We start from the raw sequence: 17875 nt of genomic DNA on the forward strand, positions 1-17875 counted from the left end.
CGTCCGCTATGGATAGGATGTCTCGCAGTTCATTTTCATCACGTCTTTTGGACAGGAGATTGCCTCGTGGAGCCCTGGCTTGGCACAGCACTCGATTACATCAAGGATTGGCTGGCCTTTCAGGTCGCGGTCTCCGAGCAGCCCGGCTGCATCCTTGCGATCGCCCATCGCGGTGAGATCGTCCTGGAGGCGGCCTACGGCCACGCCAATCTCGACAGCGGCGAGAAGCTGACGCCGCGGCACCGCTTCCGCATCGCCTCGCACACCAAGGCGTTCACCGCCGCAGCCCTCATGCGCCTGCGCGAGCAGAAGCGGTTGAAGCTCGACGACACCGTCGGACAATACGTCAAGGATCTGCATCCGGACGTCGCCGCGGCCACGCTGAACCAGCTGCTGTCGCACACGGCGGGCCTGATCCGCGACGGCAAGGATTCCGGCCAGTTCACCGACGGCCGCTCCTATCTCGACAAGGATGAGCTGCTGGCCGAGCTGAAGCTGCCGCCGGCGATCGATCCCAACAGCCGCTTCAAATATTCCAACCACGGCTACGGCCTGCTCGGCCTAGTCATCGAGGCGATCACCGGCGAGCCCTACCCGACCTGGCTCCAGCGCGAGATCATGACGCCACTTGCCTTGCGTGAAAGCGCGCCGGACATGACGCTGCTCGGCAAGGGTGTCCCGTTCGCGCGCGGTCATTCGCGCACCGTCCCCGTGGGCCGCCGCGTCGTGATTCCCGGCGACAATCCGACCAACGCGATCATGGCCGCGGCCGGCGTGGTCGCGACGGCAGCCGACACCGCCCGCTTCTTCGCCCAGCTCGCCCCGAACGCGAAGAAGAGCCTGCTGTCGGTCGCGAGCCGGCGCGAGATGATCCGGCGGCAATGGCGCGTGCCCCAAGACGTCGAAGAGGCCTATTACGGCCTGGCGCTCATGAGCGGGACGACCGCCGGCTTCGACTGGTTCGGCCATGGCGGCGGCTTTCAGGGCTACATCTCACGCACCTCGGTCATTCCCGCGCGCGACATCACGATCACCGTGCTGACCAATGCCGTCGACGGCTGGGCGCCCGGCTGGGCCAATGGCGTCAAGTTCATCCTGCAGGCCTTCGCCACCCATGGCGCACCGTCGCGCAGGACGCGCGATTGGACCGGCCGCTGGTGGACGCTGTGGGGCGCCGTCGATCTCGTCCCGTTCGGCGAGAGGGTCATGGTCGCCAATCCGGTGTTCATCAACCCGTTCCTCGATGCCGCCCGCATCGAGGTGACCGGACGCGATACCGGGCGCATCGTGCACGCGGCCGGCTATGCCAGCCATGGCGAGGCGGTCAGGCGAGTCCGCACCAAGTCCGGCGTCAGCGAGATCTGGCTCGCGGGCGCACGGGTGCGGCCCGAACGCGTGGTGAAGGCCGAGATGGAGCGGAAATATCCGAAAGGGCGCCGGAAGAAGGACGCGTAGGCGCAAACATGGTGCGTAGCCCGGGTATACGCGGGTTCTCGCACCCAGCTCGTGTGAACCCGGATATTGCTGCGCTCATCCGGGCTACTTGCTTGGCCTACTTCATCAGCGCCTCGGCCTCGCCGCGGAAGGCTTTGCGCGCGTCGTCGCGGGAATAGAACATGTGCCCGCCGGGATAGACCACGAGCTTGACTCGCGGCGGCCGCGCGAAGGCGGGCAGCTGGTCGAGCAGGATCTTCGAGCCGTAATACGGCGTGGCGAGATCGAACAGGCCGTGGCCGACCAGCAGTTTGAGCTTGGGATCGAGCGCGAGGATCTGCCGGAGCTCGGCGGTGGACTCCGGCGGGCTGGTGCCGCGGCCGAAATCCCATGACCGGTTCACGGCTCCGCTCAGCAGCTCATAGGAGCCCTCGGGGCGCCAGTTCAGCTTGCGCGTCGTCAGCTCGACCGCCGCACTGGTCAGCGGCGCAGTGAGTACGTCACCCGATGGATCGGAGCTGCGCGACCGACTCGAATCCGGATAGGGATCGATGCCGAGCACCGAGCCGTCATAGCGGCCGGTGATGCGGCCGTTCTTGCGGTCGAACTCGCGGCGAAACTCCGAGACGTCGAAGCGCCCGGCCAGCCTGCGGCTGACCGCCTGGTCGATGCCGGTCAGGCTCGCGACCTTGTCGGCGAGCCGATTGGTTGCTTCCACATCGGCCTCGCCCTTGACGAGGTCGAGCAGGAACTCGCCGCTGGCGTAACGCTCGACGTCGGCAAGATCGGCGCGGGTCACCGGCCCCTTCAACTGCTTGGCGACGGCGGCATAGCTCGGCAGGCTCGCGACATATTGCATCAGGCTCGAGCCGGAATAGTCGCGAAAATCCATCAGCGGCGACAGCAGGATCAGGCCGCTGATGCCGATGCCCTGGTCATGCTGCAGGTTGTTGACGATCTTCGGACCGCGAATGCCGCCATAGCTCTCAGCCGTGATGAACTTGGGCGATGCGAGACGGTCGTGCTTCTCCAGCCAGCGACGCACCACGAGCGACAGCGAACGCACGTCGCCATCGACCGAGAAGAACCGTTTGCGCACCTCGTCGCCGGTCGCGACGAAACGGCTGTAGCCGGTCCCGACGGGATCGATGAACACGAGATCGGTAAAGTCGAGCCAGGTGTCTGCATTCGGCATCAGCTCCGGCTTCGACGAGGGCGTCACGCTGGCCGCATCGATACCGATCCGCCACGGACCGGCATTGCCGAGCTGCAGATAGGCGGATGAGGCACCAGGGCCGCCGTTGAAGAAGAAGGTCACCGGGCGGCTGGCGCGATCGGCGCCATCGAGCTGATAGGAGGTGTAGGCGATGTCGGCCTGCGGCTCGCTCTTGTCGTCGAACAGGCGGATCGAACCGGCAGTCGCCGTGAACGACAGCGTGCGGCCGGGCAGTTCGAGCTTCTGCGTCGTGGTGGAGTCCGGCGGCAGCTTGTGCTGCTCGGCGGTCGATGCTGAGCCGGGCGGGCTCGCGGCGCGATTTCCAGCCGAGCCGGTGCGATGTGACCCCGGCGCCGCGGCGTCCTGCGCCGCCGGTGGCGCGTCCTCGGCGTGCAAGGCCGGCCCGGCGAGCACTGCCGTCAAGGCCAACGCCATCAGTCCCGGCCACGCGACGGACGATCTCAAACCTGCCATCAGCTCACTCCCTCGACCAGGCGATTGGCGTAACTCGCCATTTCTGCAAGCGCATGAACCGCGGCTTGGGAGCAAGCTCAAGCAACTCTTCCGTGATCCAGGTCACATCAGCACCCGTGCCTGGTCCCCTCAGGTGTGTTATGGGCTCGAACCTCTCCAGCGCTTCCGACGTCCCATCACCGGGACACCCAGGTTTGGGACAAGAGGCGCGCCGCCGATCGCGATCACGGAGTTCATCATGAAGTTGCCGACGCTCATCATCGCAGCCCTCACCGGGCTCGCCGGACCGGTCGTGATTGGACCGCCGGCGGCCTGGGCCGGCCCGCCGGCGGCGCTGGTCGAGGACGTCCAGGGGGATGTGGCCGGCGCCGAGCTGATGGACTATGTGGCGCCCGGCCAGGTGATCAAGCTTGGCCCGGATGGCGCCGTGGTGATGAGCTACCTCAAATCGTGCCGGCGCGAGACGGTCAACGGCGCCGGCAGCGTCACCGTGGGACCCGGCGAAAGCACGGTCGACGGCGCGACGCTCAAGAGCGACATCGTCAATTGCGACGCCAGCCACGCACAGGCCACCTCGCGCGAGACCAGCGAGGTCGCGGCCACGATCGTGCGCAGCGTCGGACCGGACAGCGCACCGGTGGCGCAGGCGATCATCTACAGCGCCTCGCCCATCTTCGAGGCCAAGGGCCGCGGCACGCTGGTCGTCGAGCGCCTCGACCAGCCCGGCGAGCGCCAGCAGGTCGAGCTCTCGGGCCGGCAATACAAGGGACGATTCTACGATTTCGCCGGCACCAGCCACCCGCTCACGCCCGGCGGCACCTATGTTGCGAGCTTCAGCAACGCGCGGATCGTGTTCAAGGTCGACGCACAGGCCAAGGCGGGGCCTGGACCCGCGGTCGGGCGATTGATCCGGTTCAACTGAGACCGAAGGCTTTTATCGGTGGCGATCGGACGCCGGACGCGCGACGCCATTGCCGTCATCGCCATCGCGCTGGCGTGCGCGGGCCTGTTCGTGTCGCCAGTCTTCGAGCGCGGCCGTGGCCTGTCGCTGGATGCGCTGACATGGCTGCGCTTCGAGACCTTCGGCAACCGTCACGATGCGGCGGCGAGTCCGGCGGTGGTGATCGCGGTCGACGAGGAGAGCTACCAGGCGCCCCCCTTCAAGGGTGCGCCGCTGTTGACATGGACCGGCGAGATCGGCCGCGTGATGACGGCGGTGCTCGATGGCGGCGCCAAGGTGGTCGGCTTCGACATCGTGTTCCAGACATCGATCGAGCAGTCGGAGATTCCGCTCGGCGACAGCACCCTCGGCGAGAAGACGCGCGGCTTCGATCGCGACTTCCTGCGCGCGCTCGCTGCCGCGGCCGCCGGCGGCAAGGTGGTGCTGGGCGAGATCTTTGCCGAGCCGCCGATCCTGCCCGCGCCCGGCCAGCGCATCGCGGTGCGCCAGCAGCAGAATCTTCGTCCGCTCAACACCTATACTGACAGCGACGATGTCGTCCGCCGCCATCCGCTGACGCTGTCGGTCGACGGCAAGGCAGTCCCGAGCATGGCGCTGGAACTGGCGGGGCGCGCAACCGGCACCGCGCCGCTCATTGCCGCTGACGGCGTCACACTCGGTGCGTACAAGGTGCCCGGCAGCGTGCCGAGCACCATGACCCTGAATTTTGCCGGCGGCGCCCAGGACATTCCGACCTACTCGTTCGCCGACTTGCGCGCCTGCGCGCTGAAAGGCGACAAGGACTATTTCCGCCGCGAGTTCGCCGGCAAGGTCGTCCTGCTCGGCACCGTCGGGATCGAGGATCGGCGGCTCACCTCGAAGCGCTTCGCAACCCGTGCCGAGGGCGCGCGGCGGCCGCGCTGCGTGCTGGACGAGCGCAGGATCGCCGAGACGTTCGCCCGCAGCACCATTGCCGGCGTCTACATCCACGCCACGGCGGTGAACAATCTGGTGCGGCAGGACGCGGCAACCGAACTCGGACGCCCTGCGATCTACGCCATCGCCGCAACCATCGCGCTGCTTGCCGCGCTGCTCGCCCGACTGCTGCGGCCCGCCTCCGCAGCGGCCATCCTGGCCGTGGCCGCCCTGCTCTACACCGTGCTCGCAACCGCTCTCTTCGACCATGCCTACGCGCTGCCCCTGGCGGAGCCGCTCGCAGCGGGCGTGCTCGCGCTGGCAGCGACCACCGGCTATCGCTTCATGGTCACCGACAAGGACCGCAGGCTGCTGCAGAAGAGCTTTGCCTATTACCTCGCACCGCACGAGATCGACCGCATGCTCGCTTCGCGCCGGCTGCCGCAACTCGGCGGCGAGACCCGCGAGGTCACCGTGTTCTTCTCCGACATCGAGGGCTTCTCGCGCCTCGCCGAGCAGATGACGCCGGAGCAGCTCATGGCCCTCACCAACGAATATCTCTCGGCCATGACCGACGTCATCGAAAGCCACGACGGCTATGTCGACAAATACATCGGCGACTCCGTGGTCGCCGTGTTCGGCGCTCCGCTCGACGATCCCGATCATGCGCGCAGCGCGGCGCGCGCGGCGCTCGACTGCAAGGCGAAGCTCGCCGAGCTCAACAATACGTCGACGGCGTTCCAGGGCATCAAGGTGGCACAGCGCATCGGCATCAACAGCGGCGCCGCGCTGGTCGGCAATTTCGGCTCGCAGCGCCGCTTCAACTATTCCGTGATGAGCGACGCCGTGAACGTCGCCTCGCGGCTCGAGGGCGCCAACAAGTTCTATGGCACCACGATCATCGCCTCCGAGAGCACGGTCGCGCTCGCCGGCACCGAGTTCGCCTGGCGCGAGCTCGACACCATCCGGGTCAAGGGTCGCGAGCAGTCGCTGAAGATCTACGAGCTGCATGGCCGCGCAGCCGAGCTCACGCCGGAGGAACAGGCCCTCCTCATCGGCTATGCCGCAGGCCTCGCGCATTGGCGCGCCCGCGAGCTGCCGCAAGCGGCGGACTGCTTCGCGCGGGGTGCACCGAGCGATCCTCCGAGCCGCTTCTTCGCCGAGCGGGCGAAAGCAACCCTGCGGACCGGCTCCTCGTCCTGGGATCCCGTGCGCAGCCTGCAGGAAAAATGACGCCCCGATGACTTCCGCGCGTGCGCGTATGTCCTGGCCACATCAGCCTCATCCCGGCCCCATTGCCCCAGGATACCGGCCGCGATGGACAAGCACGGGCAAGGTCGGCTAGACGACACGGCGCCTGTTACCGGCCAACCGACCAGCGAGCCCTGCGACGCATGACCACGTCCAAGCGATATGAGCGGATCGCCTTCGTTGCGAGTCCGAGCGCCGAGGCCCAGGCCGCGCTGACGCAGCTCTCCGCGCTCTATGGCAACTCCGATCCGGACCTGGCGGACGTCGTGGTCGCGCTCGGCGGCGACGGCCTGATGCTGCAGACGCTGCACGACCACATGCGCTCGGGAAAGCCGATCTACGGCATGCATCGCGGCACGGTCGGCTTCCTGATGAACGAATTCAGCACGATCGATCTGCACGGGCGGCTCGAAGCGGCGCAGGAATCGGTGATTCATCCGCTGCTGATGCGGGCGACGGATGCCGCGGGCGTCGTTCACATCCACCACGCCATCAACGAGGTCTACCTGTTCCGCCAGACGGCACAGACCGCGCGGCTGCGCATCCTGATCGATGAGCGCGAGCGCATGCCGGAGCTGATCGCCGACGGCGTGCTCGTCGCGACGCCCGCGGGCTCCACCGCCTATAATCTCTCCGTGCAGGGCCCGATCCTGCCGATCAACGCCGCGCTGCTGGCGCTGACGCCGATCAGCGCGTTCCGGCCGCGGCGCTGGCGCGGCGCCCTGCTGCCGAACACCGCCTATGTGATCATCGAGGTGCTCGAAGGCGACAAGCGGCCGGTCGCGGCGGTGGCCGACCATGACGAGGTCCGCAACGTCCAGCGGGTCGAGGTGCTTTCCGACAAGACGATCTCGATGCGGATGCTGTTCGACGCCGGCCACAGCCTGGAAGAGCGGATCCTGAGCGAGCAGTTCGGCTACTGACATCTCGGTTGTCCGCGCCTTTTTGCGCCTCAGCCGCCCCGCGCAACGCTTTGTTAACCCGCGGCTCCGTATGGTTAATGCGCGTTGACCACCTTCACCGGTGATCCCTCCGGGCCGGCCCAAATGTATCGCATCGACTTCAACAAGCTGCGCTTTCTCGTCTGCGACGACAACCCGCACATGCGCCGCATCCTGCGCACATTGCTGCATTCGTTCGGCGCCCGCGAGGTCAACGAGGCCGAGGACGGCGCGACCGCTCTCGAGATGTACACTCATTTCTCGCCTGATATCGTCATCACCGACTGGGCAATGCCGATCTTCGACGGCCTCGAGCTCGCGCAGATGATCCGGCAGCCGGAAGCCAAGGGCAATCCCTACGCGCCGATCATCATGCTGACAGGGCATTCGGAGAAGCGCCGGGTCACCGTCGCGCGCGACGCCGGCGTGACGGAATTCCTCGCCAAGCCGATCTCGGCCAAAGGCCTGTATCAGCGCATCCTCAACGTGGTCGCCAATCCGCGCCCCTTCATCAAGACAAAGACCTATTTCGGCCCGGACCGGCGCCGCAACACCAACACGGCCTATATCGGGCCCGAGCGCCGGATCGGCGGCGAGGCGGAGATTTTCCAGCAGCCGTCACTTCTGGATAAAGCGCGCTCCGCAGTTTAGGGGCGCGGCAGTGAGCCGGCGTTAACGCAATCCGGGGATCGGCGCCCAGCGCTCCAAGCTCCTCGGATATGAATCGGGGCGATGCGTCGAAGTGCGCTGGTCGGCATCATCAGGGGATATCGAGATGGCAAAAGACAAGACCCCGGCGATCCAAGTCAAGACCTACGCCTCGCATCACGTCATCACCCAGCCCAATCCGCTGAAGAAGGTGCTGCGTCGCGCCGAAGAGAAGGATCTCGACGATCCGATCGCGCGTGCCGAAGCCGCGCTCGAAGGGCTGTCCGGCGAGTTCAAGTCGTGGATGGACACCGAGGCCGATCGCCTGACGAAAGCCTATGCAGCAGTCCTCAAGACCGGCTTCGACGACGATGCCTGCGAGGAGATGTTCCGCGCGGCACACGACATCAAGGGCGACGCCGCGACCTTCGGCTATCCCGCCGCCGCCGAGGTTGCCGACAGCCTTTGCCGGATCATCGAGCACGCGCCGGATCTCGAAAAGGTCCCGGCCGAGCTGTTCGAGCATCACGTCAACGCGATCCAGGCGATCGTGCATGATCATACGAAGTATGACAGCGCGACGGTCGCAGGCGAACTGAGCCGCCGGCTGCGCCGCGTGGCGGACGACTATCTGATCCAGGTCAACCGCAACCGGCCGGAGCATCTCGAAGCGATCCTGGCGCCGAGCCTCGTGCCGAGCGATCAGCCGTAATCGGATGGCGATCACGTAGGATGGGCAAAGCGCCGCCGCAAAGGGGCGGTCGCGTGCCCATCATGGATCGGCAGTCTTTGCAGCAAGTCGGTGGGCACGACGCCCCCGCGCGCTCGAACGTGGCAATATCTGCGACGCGCCTTTGCCTACCCTACGGCAGCGCACACGGTTCACGCCGCGATCAGTCCGAACTCCAGCCCGGCGACGAAATCCTCGGCCATCACCTCGTCGCAGAACTCACGGGCCTCGTCGCGCGCGGATTCGGTGGCGAAGCGGCGCAGCAGGATCAAGAGCGGCGCCGCCGCGTCGCGGTCGGTGGCGCAATGGGTGAGCACGCGCTCCACCATCTTGCGGCGCAGGATCGCTGCCCCGCTCAAGGTGTCGGCAAAGCCGTTCTCGCGGCAGACCTCGAGCGCGATGCTGAAGGCGTCGAAGGTGGTGTCGGGAATGCCCGCCTTGCGCAGCAGCCCCTGCAGGCTGGCGCGGCCGCGATCGTTGAGCAGCGCCGCCACCCGCGCCCGTGGCATGTCGGCGAGCTCCGACAGCGCGATCTCGAATAATTCGACATTGCCGGAGAGCAGCGCGCGCAGGATCAGACCCGCGGTGAGTTGCGAGGTTGCGCGCAGATGCTGGACCAGCCCGCGCAGCTCCTCGCCGCGCGAGCGCGCCGCGATGGTGATGGTCGAGCGGTCGCGCGCCTCATTGGTGATGCGCCCTGCCCTGTCGGCGCTGAGCCAGTTCCTGGCGACCACGAACTGCGCCAGTGTCTCTGAGAGCTTGTCGACCAGCGCCGCGCGCGTCGCGGCCGGCAGATCGTCCAGCACCAGCATCGCTTCGCGGATGGCGGCGAGATGGCCGTGACGCTCGACGATGCGGTCCCAGGAAAACGGCGCCAGCTCGGCATAAGCATTCTCGATCAGCTCGAGCGCTGCAGCGGCGCTGCCGACCTCGGCGATCGCTGCGCACACCGGCGCCGGCAGGCCGACGCGGCGCGCGATCGCGCATTGGGTTTCGGAGTTACCAGTCGCGACGATGTCGACGAGGTCGGCATCGATCAGCAGCGGCGAATATTCGAGGATGATGGCGGCGACAGAAGCCTGGTCGGTGGCGAGCGCCTGGACGATGGCGGCCGGCGCCTCCTCCGAGCGGGCGAACACCTCCGCCATCGCCTGCCGCACCAGCGGCGACGGATCGTCCAACAGCATAAGGAGCGCGCCCTCCGCGGCGCCGCGATCCTCGTCGCAGAGATCCGACAACAACCACGCCCGCGCGAGCGCCCTGGTGGCCTCTGCCCGCTCACCGGCGGGTGCGGTTCTGACCCAACTGAGAAACTGCCGAACGATCATGGTCTTTCCGGCTTACGCAACTTGCAGACAAAGGCCACGAGGGCCTCAACAGCACCGAAAATAAACCACGACGCTTAACAAAGCGTTCACCATAAGTGGCTGGTTTTGTTGATGTTTTGTTAAGGCGACAGGTTGTTTCTATACTATGATACCACTCAACGCCTCATTTGGCCGTAATCCGACGGGGGAAATGCGGCCGCCGCCGACGGTGCGAGCCGCGGCGGGACGTCAAAAATAGTTCTTTTTGATCAATGGTTCAGCGACGCGTGCGACCGCCTGCGCCGGCGCATCAGCCCGAGAAGGTGCCGTGCGGATCGCTGAACAGGTCGAGCCTGCGCTGACCATTGCCGCTGGCATCGTTGCTGCCGCCCTCCGGCGGGGTCGCACTGGCAACCGATGAATGGCCCCACAACTCGCGCACGGTTGGCGAGACCGCCTGGCTCGACTGGCCGTCGACCTGGAATAGCGAACGAAACATCGGATCCGCCGGACGGTTGACGGCCGATGCGTCGGCCGTCGTCGAGGCGCCGGCCCGGGATGAGCCGCGCGCATCCGGAAACATCGACAGGAAGGTTGCGGTGTCGGTCGTCGGTAGCGCGCCGCCGCCGGCCGCATTGGCCGCGACATTCGTCCCACCGTAGAGCGCAAGCGCGCCCCGGGTGGCCGAGGAATTGGCGGCGCCGGCATAGCGCGTGTTCAGGACTGCATAGACCTGGGACACGCTGCGGGCTTGTCCGTCGCGATCGTAGAAGATCGGCCGGTTGGCCGCGGCGGCACCGGGAAACATCTGCGTAGCCGATGCGTTCGGCGTCTCCCGGGCGCTGGTGATCAGCTTCGCGGCGCCGCCGACGCCCATGAAATGCGCCATGTAGAGCTCGGCATCGGTCGGCCGGCGGCCGATCTTGCCGGTGAGCTGGAAGCTGTTCGATTGCGTGAGCGCAGCGGCCATGGCGGACGACGCCTGCGGGTCGTCGCGCAGCTTCATGATCGCCTGCCGCATGGCGGGATCGCTGACCGTATAGTCGCCCGACGATGTCCGGGTGATCGCGTCGGCATATTGGCCGTAGCCGAGATCGGCGCCGGCTTCCTTCACCGTGCCCAGCCAGGTCTGGTCGATGAACTGGTAGAGCCCGCGCGCTGACGACGTCGAGGCGCCGGCGGTCGGATTGAAGTCGGACTCCATCTTGGCGGTCGACAGCAGATATTCGAAGCTGGTGCCGACGCTGTCGGCGGCCTGCTTGATCGCGCCGGCGACCTTCGCCCGGACGCCATCGAGGAAACCGGTGGACGAGGAGTTGGATGCGTCGACCGACATGGGAAGACCCGCTGTTTGCAGATTCGCTGGCAGACGAACGCGCCGGAAACGTCCGGCAAAATGCGGCGGGTATGGTTAATGGCGGGTTAATTCGCTGGGCCCGGCCGGGCCAATGAACGACAGGACAGACCCGGAGGAAGGTCGCTGGCCTACTTGCGATAGACCTCGGCCGGATCGAACAGCCGGTCGGCCTCGACAAACACCAGCCGCGCGCCCTCGCCCTCAGCCCGCTCCACCTTGCGATAGAAGCAGGAGTGGCGGCCGGTGTGACAGGCCGCGCCGGTCTGCTCGACGCGCAGCCAGACCGCGTCCTGGTCGCAATCGGTGCGCATCTCGACCACGCGCTGGGTCTGGCCCGAGCTCTCACCCTTGCGCCACAACGCATTGCGCGAGCGGCTGAAATACCAGGCTTCGCCGGTTGCCACCGTCTTGCGCAGCGCCTCCTCGTTCATGTGGGCGACCATCAGCACGTCGCCGCTCACGGCGTCCGTCGTCACGCACGTGACGAGGCCGGCCGCGTCGAACTTGGGCAGGAAGGCCAAGCCCTCCTCGCGCTCGACTGAGGATGAGGACACGAAACTCTCGCTAAGATGTTGCTGGTCTTACCGTTGCGGCGAGCGCACCATCGACAGGAAGCGCCCCTGCTCGGCCGGATTGTCCCTGAACATGCCGGTGAAGCGGCTGGTGAAGGTGATGGCGCCGTGCTTGGCGACGCCGCGCACCGACATGCAGGTGTGCTCGGCCTCGATCATGACAGCGACGCCGCGCGGCTTCAGCACCTCGTCGATCGCAGCCGCGATCTGGGCGGTCAGATGCTCCTGGGTCTGCAGGCGGCGGGCGAAGATGTCGGTCAGGCGCGCCAGCTTGGACAGGCCGACGACACGCTCGACCGGCGTATAGGCGATATGCGCGCGGCCGTAGAAGGGCATCATGTGATGCTCGCATTGCGACGTGAACTCGATGTCGCGAATCAGGACGAAGTCGTCGTAGCCGGCGGTCTCGCCAAAGGTACGGTCGAGCACCTCGGCCGGGCACTGGTGATAGCCCTGGTACAGCTCGTCATAGGCCTCGACGACCCGGCGCGGCGTATCGACCAGCCCTTCGCGGGTCGGATCCTCGCCGATATAGTTCAGGAGCGTGTAAACCGCGGCCTCGGCTTCGGCGCGCGACGGCCGTGGCCGGTCCGGCCGCACGGCAGCAGCAAGAAAATCGGCAGGATCGAGCTCTGCAGCGCGGGGGTCGGTCAGCTTGGCGTCTAACGGCTTGCCCTCGGGCTTGGTGGTGCGCAGCGTCTTGATCAAAGTGTCCATCTCAACTCCGTTCGACCGGTCGGCGGTCCGACCGGAGTGTCACCGGCACAGCATCACCTTGAGGGCGTCACCTGCAGAGGCGCCACACGCAGGCTTGGCGCCTCTGGCGCCGGACGCCTGTGGATGTGGCTGGAATTCCTGCCAATCGTTTCCATATACTCGCAATATAGGGCGATGAAACCCGGCCGCCAAGGCCGCCACGCCGGTAATTCCGGGACGTCAGGCACATGCTGAACGACATCTACAACAAGCGCATCATCGAGCTGGCCGGCAACATTCCGCGGCTCGGACGGCTGGACCACCCGGACGCCACCGCCACCGCCCATTCCAAGCTCTGCGGCTCGACCGTCAAGGTCGACCTCAAGATGGATGGGCCCGTGGTGACCGACTTCGCCCACGACGTGAAAGCATGCGCCCTCGGCCAGGCCTCCTCCTCGATCATGGCCCGCCACGTTATCGGTTCCAGCGCCGCGGAGCTGCGCGAGCTGCGGGAGACGGTCCGGAGGATGCTGAAGGAAAACGGCGCGCCGCCGGAGGGCAAATGGGCCGACATCGCCCTGCTCGAGCCCGTCCGGGATTACAAGGCCCGCCACGCCTCGACGATGCTGACCTTCGATGCCGTGGTCGATGCCATCGGCCAGATCGAGGCGAAGGCCAACGGCGCGGAACCGGCCGCCGCCCAGGGCTGAGGCAACGCCGCTTCCCGCCCGCGCGAGCAGAATGACCGATCCGTAGCCCGCATGAGCGCGGCGACATGCGGGAGCAGTATTTCGACACGCCGATTCTTGGCGCGAGGCCCGGCTCACCCAGGCGACGTCGATGCCTATTGCTGTGGCGTCGCGGCGACGGTCGCGGGCGGCAACGCCTCGGCGGTACGCGACAGTTGCGCCTTGTCCAGCGCAACGGGGAAGCGGTCCTGCTGCTTGTCCTTGGCCTGCGGCTTCGGCGCGAGCTCGGCGACCGGTGTCGTGCCCTTCGGCGGCAGCACCTCGGCGATCAGATCCGTGGTCACGACATTGGTGAGCCGCAGTTCGGCGCGCGACAGCTCATGCAGGTCTTCCCACGGCGGCACGTTCAGCGCCAGCGACAGCAGATCGCCCGCTCCACCCATGTCGAAGGTGTATTTGGCGAGACGCCCGATGTCGCGCTCGACGATCATCAGGTCCTGCGCCGTGTAGCTCGCCGCCTTGGCGTCGTCGGCGCGGTCTCCCATCCAGATCTGGTGGACGCGGACATGGGCCGCATCCGGAACATAACGCGTGGTTCCGGCCAGCAGCAGGAACACGCACATCGACTCGCAATAGGCCTCGGGCATGACCCGCGGCCGATCACCCCCGCGGCTCGGGCGTTGGGTCATGCCGACGGTGGTGCGCATCTTCAAGCCGCGGAACCGGCGGCCCAAGGTGATCGCGTCATTGACGGAGCCGCCGCTGGAATCGAGCACCAGCGTGGTGCCAGTCAGGTCGCGATCCCTCGCGAAATCCTCGAAATCCTTTGGCGTATCGCCGGTGACGATCCCGACCGCGCTGACCCAGCCGCAATTCGGCTCGCAGGCGACCCAACCAAACCGCATCGGGAGTTTGCGCTCTTCGAGCGCGCCGCCGGCGCGCGCCGTGTTTGACATGATGGTGATCGCGCCACCGACCACCATCCCAAGCGCTGCAACACCGAGTAGCATCCAGCGCAATTCACGCGACCGCAGCAATCTCACGCGCAATCCGTCCCCCTCGTCAAGCTCGGTACGCAGTTCCTCGGTTTTCTTGCGGAAAGACCTGACAACTTGGCCTCAAATCCGTTATTAGTCTGTCACATCCTTGCCGAGAAACGTATCCGGGCAATCACCTACCGTCCAGCTGCGGCGTGCTGCGACGCCGCTGAAAACCGGCCATTGTTGCATCACATCACCACAAATGACCGAGAGCCGGGTTCCCTGCCGAGGAACCGGTCAGAAGCTCGCCCATCCATCTTGCATCGCGCTCATGAAGCACTCATGCTCTGACATCGGCTGCCATTCTGCGCACATCGGGTCGCTGCTGGCCCGACTCCCGCGGCGCGCTGCTCATGCGCTGATCTGGCTGTATCGCCACACATTGTCGCCACTGGTCGGCTACAATTGCCGGCATCTGCCGACTTGCTCGGTCTATGCCGATGAAGCCATCGAACGCTTCGGGCTCTGGGCGGGTGGGTGGATGACACTCGCTCGGCTGCTGCGCTGCCAGCCCTTTGGCACCTCGGGCATCGACAACGTCCCAACGACGGCTCCTGTGCGCGCCCGCTGGTACCTGCCGTGGCGCTACGCGCGATGGCGCGGCGTCAACGGCCCGGACTGATGTGCAGCGCAACAGACGCCTCGCCCGTCGATTGATCTGCAGCAAAAGGGCCTGGCGAAATCTGTAGTCAGGCTTATTCTTACGCCAAGAGCCGGCGCTCCCAGCAGGAACCGCGCTGCCTCGGCCTGCATTGATGTGACGCTTCCTTCGGGAGGAGACAACGATGCGCTGGACAATCAGTCCCAGAAGCAACCGATCGCGCAAGAGCATCGGTCCCGACCATGCCGACCACCACGATGCCCGTCAGGTGGACCTGCTCTGCATCATCGCTTTGTTGATCGTCGTTGTCGGTGCCTGGCGCTATCTCGCCGACAGCACCGCCCTGCCCCCGCCGACGACGTCCTACATCGTGCCCAGCCAGAGCGTGCACTGGTGAGATTCACCCCTACCATCTCGGCCAAAAGATGAAATCGTCGCGCCGCGGCGGCGGATAGAGAGGAACGGGCTCCGGCGTCCGCGGCACGCGCCGGGCGCGCGGCGGCGGCTGATAATCCGTCTCTGGAGGGGCGCTCGCTTCGGCCGACACCGTCGCGTCGGCAGGAGGCGATCTCACCGCGAGCAGGACATTCGATTCCCGCGTTCGCCAGCGATAGCCGATCCCGAACTCCAGCGGCTGCGCACGCTCGAACAGCTTCGCATAGCTCCTCTGGTACATGTCCGGAAACTTGTCGATCGGCCCGGCGTAGCGTCCGAACGGCAGGAAACGCCAGGCCCGCGCCTCATAGCTCGCGAGCGGGATGCCGGAATCATCCTGGACGACGGTCGCACTGTTCTTGAGCAGCCAGCTGCGGACCCGTCCGAAGCCGTTCTCATGCAACAGATAGGACGCGCTCTTCAGCAGGCTGTCGCCTGGCCCCAGCGGCTCGCAGAACTTGAGCAGCCCACTCGCCTTCACGCCGGAATCGGAGAGATCGGTGGAGAAGTAATAGAGCGTCTTCACGACCCCGTCGGCGCCGGCGAACAGAATACGCGCGCCCTTTGTCGCATTGCGCGCCGGCGGCTCGGAGTTGCCGTGCAATCCGCCGTTCTCGTCCAACCAGATCAGGCTCGCCTCGCGGATCGTCTTGCCGGTGCGTGCCAGGAACACGTAGAGGATCGGCAAGGTCCCTTCGAGCTCGCCTTCGCGCAGGTCGACCTTCATGTCCTTGGTGATGAAGAAGGAGAAGCTCAGGATCGACTGCAACGAGCGTTCGACATAGGACAGTGCCGGGCCAATGCCGCCGCGCGGCAATCTGGACAGGTCCGGGATCGGGCCGGTTGGCTCGAGCGCCGCCAGGACATAGGTCGTTGCCTTCGGGTGAAAGGCGTCGGCATAGAGAAAATCCGGCCCCGAGAAGAAATAGAACATCGCCGGCTGCGGGGCCGTCAGATTGGCATCCGTCCAGGCCCTGATCTTCGACAACTGCCGCTGCTCGAGCTGATTGAAGGCGTTGTCGAAGAAAGCCGCGTGCCGCCGCCACGCCGGATCCTGTACGAAGGGCGCGAGTGGCGAGCCCGCCGCCGGCGCGATCCCCGCCAGCACCCGCGCCGTATCATCCGGCGTGATGGTCTGAGCCCGAGCCTCGAAGCTCAGGGCAAGCATAAGACATGCGACGGCGAACCAGACTCTCGAGACCCACAGCATTTCAATCCGAACCCGATGCGAGCGTTGCGGCGACACGGCGCGACCGCGCGTGAGCGAACCAATAGATCACCAGTCCCGACGCCATTGCGCCTGCGCCGAGCCCTGCCTGCAACGGCCGCGTCATGACGAGATAGTACATCATGAAGAAGGTCACGCTGAGGAAGATCAACGGCGTGACCGGATAGCCCCAGGCGCGATAGGGTCGCGGGAGGTCCGGCTGCGCGATGCGCAGCTTGAACAGTCCGACCACAGCGAGAAACGAGCAGGACAACAGCGAGAACTGGACCAGGTCCAGCACCGCCTCAAAGCTCTCCGTGAACAGCATCAGGGTGGCCACCGTGAGCTGGAACAGCACGGCATAGGCCGGCGCCCCGTTGCGCGAGCGCCGCGCGAACACCGACAGCGCCGGAATGTCCTCGCCCATCGTCATCAGCACGCGCGGGCCGATCCACATCATCGCGGCGATGGAAGGAACCAGTCCGATGCAGATCATCGCGGCCACGAAGCGCCCGCCGGTCTCGCCGAAGATATGACTGCCCGCGATGCTTGCGACCTGGAGCTGGCCCGCGAGCGCGTCCATCGGTGCAGCCCGCAGGAAAACCGCGTTGAGCGCAATGTAGAGCACCAGAACGATCACGGTGCCCAGCAGCAGCGCGCGCGGCAAGGTTCGCTCAGGCGCATGCAACTCGCCGATGATGTAGGTCGCCGCGTTCCAGCCGGAGAACGCGTACATGACGAAAACCAGTCCAGTCGCGAACGCAGCGCTCGTCACGTGGCCGAGATCGGTCGTGGCCGGCAGGAACGTCACCGGTTGCGGGGCGGCAATGGTATAGCCGGCGATCAGGAAGGCGGTGATGAGCCCGAGCTTCAGCACGGTCGACAACAGCTGGAAGCGGCTCGACTGCCTGATGCCGCCGAGTTGCACTGCCGTCACGAGCCAGACTGCGCCCGTGGCGAGCAGCATCGGCGGAGCGCCCGGGATGACGGCACGGCCATATTCTCCGAACGCCATGGCCGCGAGTGCCACGGGCGCTGCGAAGCCCACGGTCGCCGAGACCCACCCGGCCATGAAGCCGATCGCCGGGTGGAACGCCCGCGTAAGCAAATTGTACTCGCCGCTGGAGCGAGGAAACATCGTGCCGAGTTCGGCGTAGGCCAGCGCCCCGCAGATCGACACCAGTCCGCCCACCGCCCACAGCGCCAGGATGGAGAAGCCGGATGGGATGTCGCGGACCTGGAAGCCGAGGCTGGTGAAGACGCCGACCCCGATCATGTCGGCGATGACGATGGCGGTCGCGACCGGCAGGGACACGGATGGAACCCGGTCGCCGTCCGCCCGGCCCAGGCTGGGATCGTCCGCCTCGGATGCAGCCATTTCGTCGAGGGACGCCGTGCGCCCCTTCCTCTGCCTCAGCCCAG

The 17875-nt window shown here is 66.3% G+C and carries 17 protein-coding genes; 9 read left to right on the plus strand and 8 right to left on the minus strand.

The window, feature by feature from the left end:
- Window positions 1–66 precede the first annotated feature (66 nt).
- Complete coding sequence (locus ACQR1F_RS09785) at window positions 67–1455, plus strand: serine hydrolase domain-containing protein (protein WP_434907084.1); 1389 nt, start codon at window positions 67–69, stop codon at window positions 1453–1455.
- 97 nt (window positions 1456–1552) lie between these two features.
- Here the strand turns inward: ACQR1F_RS09785 and ACQR1F_RS09790 are convergent, their stop codons facing one another.
- Window positions 1553–3124 carry a S10 family peptidase gene (locus ACQR1F_RS09790; protein WP_316216004.1) on the minus strand — a complete coding sequence of 524 codons (1572 nt, stop codon included), beginning with the start codon at window positions 3122–3124 and terminating at the stop codon, window positions 1553–1555.
- 238 nt (window positions 3125–3362) lie between these two features.
- On the opposite strand from ACQR1F_RS09790, the gene ACQR1F_RS09795 reads away from it, so the two are divergent.
- From ACQR1F_RS09795 to ACQR1F_RS09815, 5 genes are all read left to right on the plus strand, one after another.
- Window positions 3363–4046, plus strand: coding sequence for a hypothetical protein (locus ACQR1F_RS09795; RefSeq protein WP_315801038.1), 684 nt, complete (start codon window positions 3363–3365; stop codon window positions 4044–4046).
- A gap of 18 nt (window positions 4047–4064) precedes the next feature.
- Window positions 4065–6212, plus strand: coding sequence for a CHASE2 domain-containing protein (locus ACQR1F_RS09800; RefSeq protein WP_434892405.1), 2148 nt, complete (start codon window positions 4065–4067; stop codon window positions 6210–6212).
- Window positions 6213–6373: 161 nt separating this feature from the next.
- Entirely contained in the window at window positions 6374–7153 is a 780-nt protein-coding gene (locus tag ACQR1F_RS09805) for an NAD kinase (RefSeq protein ID WP_315714654.1), read from the plus strand.
- 123 nt (window positions 7154–7276) lie between these two features.
- Window positions 7277–7822: a response regulator gene (locus ACQR1F_RS09810; RefSeq protein ID WP_172107934.1), complete on the plus strand. Its 546-nt coding sequence runs from the start codon at window positions 7277–7279 to the stop codon at window positions 7820–7822.
- A 124-nt stretch (window positions 7823–7946) separates the two neighbouring features.
- On the plus strand, window positions 7947–8531 hold the full coding sequence (locus tag ACQR1F_RS09815) for an Hpt domain-containing protein (protein WP_315801040.1): 585 nt from the start codon (window positions 7947–7949) through the stop codon (window positions 8529–8531).
- Between the two features lie 170 nt (window positions 8532–8701).
- On the opposite strand, the gene ACQR1F_RS09820 is transcribed toward ACQR1F_RS09815, so the two are convergent.
- The 4 genes from ACQR1F_RS09820 to folE all read right to left on the minus strand — a co-directional run bounded on the left by ACQR1F_RS09820 (window position 8702) and on the right by folE (window position 12502).
- The gene (locus ACQR1F_RS09820; RefSeq protein ID WP_315801041.1) at window positions 8702–9877 is read right to left on the minus strand and encodes a DUF2336 domain-containing protein; all 1176 of its coding nucleotides are present in this window, start codon (window positions 9875–9877) and stop codon (window positions 8702–8704) included.
- A 289-nt stretch (window positions 9878–10166) separates the two neighbouring features.
- Window positions 10167–11192: a lytic transglycosylase domain-containing protein gene (locus ACQR1F_RS09825; protein WP_315801042.1), complete on the minus strand. Its 1026-nt coding sequence runs from the start codon at window positions 11190–11192 to the stop codon at window positions 10167–10169.
- A 149-nt stretch (window positions 11193–11341) separates the two neighbouring features.
- Window positions 11342–11767: a phosphoribosyl-AMP cyclohydrolase gene (gene hisI / locus ACQR1F_RS09830; RefSeq protein WP_315801043.1), complete on the minus strand. Its 426-nt coding sequence runs from the start codon at window positions 11765–11767 to the stop codon at window positions 11342–11344.
- A gap of 27 nt (window positions 11768–11794) precedes the next feature.
- Window positions 11795–12502: a GTP cyclohydrolase I FolE gene (folE, locus tag ACQR1F_RS09835; protein ID WP_315801044.1), complete on the minus strand. Its 708-nt coding sequence runs from the start codon at window positions 12500–12502 to the stop codon at window positions 11795–11797.
- A 227-nt stretch (window positions 12503–12729) separates the two neighbouring features.
- Between folE and ACQR1F_RS09840 the strand changes: the two genes are divergently transcribed.
- The gene (locus ACQR1F_RS09840) at window positions 12730–13191 is read left to right on the plus strand and encodes an iron-sulfur cluster assembly scaffold protein (protein ID WP_315801045.1); all 462 of its coding nucleotides are present in this window, start codon (window positions 12730–12732) and stop codon (window positions 13189–13191) included.
- Between the two features lie 134 nt (window positions 13192–13325).
- On the opposite strand, the gene ACQR1F_RS09845 is transcribed toward ACQR1F_RS09840, so the two are convergent.
- A complete protein-coding gene (locus tag ACQR1F_RS09845; protein ID WP_315801046.1) occupies window positions 13326–14219 on the minus strand; it encodes a hypothetical protein in 894 nt (297 codons plus the stop codon).
- 262 nt (window positions 14220–14481) lie between these two features.
- Here ACQR1F_RS09845 and yidD point away from each other — a divergent pair, with 262 nt between their 5' ends.
- On the plus strand, window positions 14482–14832 hold the full coding sequence (yidD, locus tag ACQR1F_RS09850; protein ID WP_315801047.1) for a membrane protein insertion efficiency factor YidD: 351 nt from the start codon (window positions 14482–14484) through the stop codon (window positions 14830–14832).
- Between the two features lie 163 nt (window positions 14833–14995).
- A complete protein-coding gene (locus tag ACQR1F_RS09855) occupies window positions 14996–15208 on the plus strand; it encodes a hypothetical protein (protein WP_434912934.1) in 213 nt (70 codons plus the stop codon).
- Between the two features lie 9 nt (window positions 15209–15217).
- Here ACQR1F_RS09855 and ACQR1F_RS09860 read toward each other — a convergent pair whose 3' ends face one another.
- Together ACQR1F_RS09860 and ACQR1F_RS09865 are read right to left on the minus strand one after the other, a co-directional pair.
- Window positions 15218–16456 carry a hypothetical protein gene (locus ACQR1F_RS09860; protein ID WP_434912935.1) on the minus strand — a complete coding sequence of 413 codons (1239 nt, stop codon included), beginning with the start codon at window positions 16454–16456 and terminating at the stop codon, window positions 15218–15220.
- Window position 16457: 1 nt separating this feature from the next.
- Entirely contained in the window at window positions 16458–17831 is a 1374-nt protein-coding gene (locus ACQR1F_RS09865) for an APC family permease (RefSeq protein ID WP_434846315.1), read from the minus strand.
- Window positions 17832–17875 lie beyond the last annotated feature (44 nt).

It is taken from the genome of Bradyrhizobium sp. HKCCYLS3013, from assembly GCF_051167615.1.
GTDB lineage: Bacteria > Pseudomonadota > Alphaproteobacteria > Rhizobiales > Xanthobacteraceae > Bradyrhizobium.